This is a genomic window from Piscibacillus sp. B03 (assembly GCF_052246295.1).
Lineage (GTDB): Bacteria > Bacillota > Bacilli > Bacillales > Alkalibacillaceae > Piscibacillus.
In genome coordinates this window covers 1-4,123 of record NZ_JBQQCO010000058.1, presented here as the reverse complement: position 1 = coordinate 4,123, position 4,123 = coordinate 1, and the positions used below count along the sequence as shown (strand labels likewise).

The 4,123-nt window shown below is 36.2% G+C and carries 3 protein-coding genes; all 3 read left to right on the top strand.

Annotation, left to right across the window (positions count from 1 at the left end):
- The coding region (locus ACTWQB_RS16815) for a DUF2325 domain-containing protein (protein ID WP_443140316.1) at positions 1-535 on the top strand (535 nt) is incomplete at its 5' end.
- Between the two features lie 32 nt (positions 536-567).
- Entirely contained in the window at positions 568-2,484 is a 1,917-nt protein-coding gene (locus ACTWQB_RS16810) for a DNA methyltransferase (RefSeq protein WP_443140315.1), read from the top strand.
- On the top strand, positions 2,485-4,123 hold a 1,639-nt coding region (locus ACTWQB_RS16805), incomplete at its 3' end, for a DEAD/DEAH box helicase family protein (protein ID WP_443140314.1).

Here is a 4,123-nt window from a genome sequence, read left to right as displayed (position 1 = left end):
TCACATTAAATTAAATGATGCACCTTATACTTTTTTACTATCTCGAGAAGATGTAATAGAGCACCAGTTAAAAGAAGGGGATATTGTCGATCTAGCCTATTATCAATCGCAACCTTCGACAGTTCGAGTCATATGGAAACATGATACTAAGCGAGAAGCGTATCAACCGCCAATGAAGTCAGGATATTACAAACAAGATACCAAGAAAAAAGAGGACACGACCCAACATAACCTTGAGGACAAACGTGTACTCGTTTTAGGATCCCAACCACGTAAAGCTGAATTTAAAGAAGCGATAGAAAGTGCTGGCGGTCAATTCGATTGGATAGAAGGAACAGAAGGGGAAGAGCGAATAGAACGTAAAGTTGTCAATTCGGATGTTGTCATTATTCTCATCAAGTACATTCGTCATCATGCCTCACAATTTACGGTTAAAATGTGCAAAGAGCATGGAGTTGACTATTCAATCGTTGATACGTTTGGGATTCAAACGGTTGTTCATGCAGCTGCTGAACCGCAAGTTAAACCAGCATAATCATATTATAAATAACAAAGGAGAGCGGAACTATGGAAACCAAGTTATTGCAAAGCATTCACGAACAATTGAAACCATTTCAGGAATATTGGAGTGATGATAAAACACTTAATAAAACGAAGGTGATGGAAGACATTCGTCGTTATCGACCAGAATTACTTGCTGCCTTATTAGAGGATCAGCTTATTCATAAACACTTCACTGAAGATGTTCAAGGACACGTTATCTTTAAAATCGATGAATTTATTGAGTTTTTCCGTTCTAAAGAATACTGGGCCAATAGTTATACCAAGTTTTCTAATGAAATTGGGTTATCAAGTGAAGGAAAATACTTACGATACAACTCTGATGTCGTACTTGACTTCCCACATAAAGACACCGTTTTAGAAGGTGGTATGACGAAGGAGGAAGTAGGTAAGGATGAAGTCTATTACCATAACGTGATTGCAAAAGAAGAAATTGATACTCTTTTATCGTCGAAGGTCTTAACTAATGCAAAACGCTATACAAAAGATGGCGAAGAAGAAGCAGTTACATTCTCAGACGATGATAATTTAATATTGAAGGGGAATAATTTAGTTGCTCTGAATTCTATAAAAGAAAGGTACTCCGGACGAGTAAAAGCCATTTTTATTGACCCTCCGTACTTTTTTAATGAAAATAAGCCAGCTGATACTTTCGCCTATAACTCCAACTTTAAACTATCATCATGGCTTACATTTATGAAAAATCGATTAGAAATTGCCAGAGAATTACTCGACAATAAAGGTGTTATTTACATTACTATTTCATCAGAGGGCGCACACTATTTAAAAGTAATGGCTGATAATGTATTTGACATGAATAACTTCATAGCGGATATAACTTGGCAGTCAAGAAAATCCGTATCAAGCGATGGTTTACTTTCTGTATCTAGTAACCATGTTTTAGTATATGCCAAAAACAAAGAATACATTAACAAGAATGAGTTTCGATTATTCTTAGATGTAGATGGATTTACGTTAGACGATCATGATGGTAGAGGTCCATATAAAATAGAGCCTTTTGATGCACCTAACGTAAGAAAAAACCTTCAATATCCTATTAAAAATCCAAACAGTGGAGAAATCTATCATCCCCCAGAAGGCCGATGTTGGAGGACAACAGAAGAAGATTTCAAAGAATTATTAGATGATAATAGAATAAGATTTGGTACTAAAGGACTTTCTAAGCCACAATTAAAAGTTTATTTAAGTGAGGCAAAAGAACAAGGAAAAGGAAAAGCTGCTACTACACTTTGGAATGATATTACACCTGATTCTATAGTTTGGAATGAAACAAGCACTACTACTAATGCTACTAAGCATCAACAAAAACTATTTGGTAAAGTTGTGTTCAAAAACCCTAAACCAGAAGATTTAGTTAGTAGAGCACTTCAACTCTCAACAGAGGAACATGATATTGTCCTAGACTTTTTTATGGGATCAGCAACCACTCAAGCAGTCGCACATAAAATGAATCGCCGTTATATCGGTATTGAGCAAATGGATTACATTCATGATGTATCAATTGAACGATTAAAAAAAGTGATTGAGGGTGAGCAAGGAGGTATTTCTAAAGACGTTGAATGGCAAGGTGGCGGTTCATTTGTCTATGCCGAATTAATGCCGTTAAATGAACGTTTCAAATCTCAAATCACCCAAGTAACGACAAAGTCGGAACTAGAAACCGTACTGCAAGCCATTAAGGAAGTCGCACATTGGAACTATCAAGTGGAATTAGAACGCCTCACTCAAGATGATGATGAATTTCAAGACTTGTCACTTGATGAACAGAAAACACTTATAATGCAATCATTAGATGATAATCAGTCCTATGTTGCGTATTCAGAAATTGATGATACTCAATATGATATTGACGAATCAACCAAACAATTTAACCATGCTTTTTATCAAGAGGGGGGAGAGTAAGTGGCCGAAAAGATTTTACATCAACAGATTAAAGAGTCGATGGGGAATGTGTTCAATCCCATTCCAGAGATTCCAAATTACATCGCGGATAATTTGCATTTCCCTCTGCGACCTTATCAAACACTAGCAATGCAGCACTTAATCTTTTTTGAACGAAGTAATCAAATGACAGCGTTAAAAAATCATTTGCTCTTTCATATGGCAACGGGTAGTGGTAAAACACTCGTGTTAGCAGCCGCTTTATTGTACTACTATAAAGAGTACGGCTATCAAAACGTTCTATTTTTCGTCAATAGTGATGCAATTATCCGTAAGACCAAAGAAAACTTAACAAATACATCTTCATCTAAGTACCTTTTTGATCCAGAAGGGATTGAAATAGACGGACAACAAATCACAATACAGCTAGTAGATGTATTCCCATCTATCCCTGATGAGAATACAATTTATTTGAAACTATCAAGTATTCAAAAGTTACATCAAATTGAACAACCGCGTGAGAACGGTCTAACGTATGAGAGTCTAGCTGAACATAAGACCTTGTTACTGAGTGATGAAGCTCACCATATTAATGTAGAAACACGACAAAAGAAGAAAAAATTAACCAAGAAAGAAACCGAAGAACGTAACTGGGAGCGAACCGTCACCAAAATATTAAATAGTCATCCAGAGAATAAAATGCTTGAATTTACAGCAACGCTCGATTTAACCAATCATGCCTTATTTGAAAAATATCGGGATAAAGTCGTATTTCAGTATGATCTCCGTTCTTTTATGATGGATGGGTATTCTAAAAATGTATTTATGGTCAAAGCCAATAATGATGACCAAGACAAAATGATTGAAGCCGTCTTACTAAGTCAATATCGCAAATATATTGCCCTAGAAATCGACGTGGAGTTAAAGCCAATTATTTTATTTAAATCGAACGACATTAAAACATCAACTAAAATGTATGGCCAGTTCTTCGATATTCTAACTCACTTGAGTGTTGAGCGACTAAATCAAATAATTAAACAAGGATTTGCCTTACACGAACACGAGGATAATATATGGCAGAAGATGTACCATTTTTATTTACATGAAAAAGATACACGTGAGTTGCTGCAAGATATACATTATGAATTTCAAGAACAAACCGTACTAAAAGTTGACTCAAAAGACTTATTATCCGAAGAAAACGCGGTTCTATTGAATACGTTAGAAGAACCTAACAACCCGATACGTGCAGTATTTGCTGTATCAAAACTCAATGAAGGTTGGGATGTTTTAAACTTATTTGATATTGTTCGTATCAGTGAAAAAGCCGGAACGGGCAAAGGGGCCACCGATTCAGAAGCTCAGCTCATTGGTCGTGGGGCTCGTTATAATCCTTTTAACTATGATGGGTTTATCTCTGATAAACGTCGGTTTGACACCGACCACGCTCGATATCGGGTACTAGAAAGCCTTCACTATCACACGATCAATGAACACAAGTACATTCAAAACCTTAAAAAGTCGTTAGATAAAGAAGGTGTCGTGACACGTGAAGATCGGTCTGTTCGATTCGAAGCGAAAGTTAAAAAAACCTTCAAAGATAAGCCGTTGTTTAAGCAAGGTAAAATCTATATTAATGATGAAGTTGAAACGTCAGCAG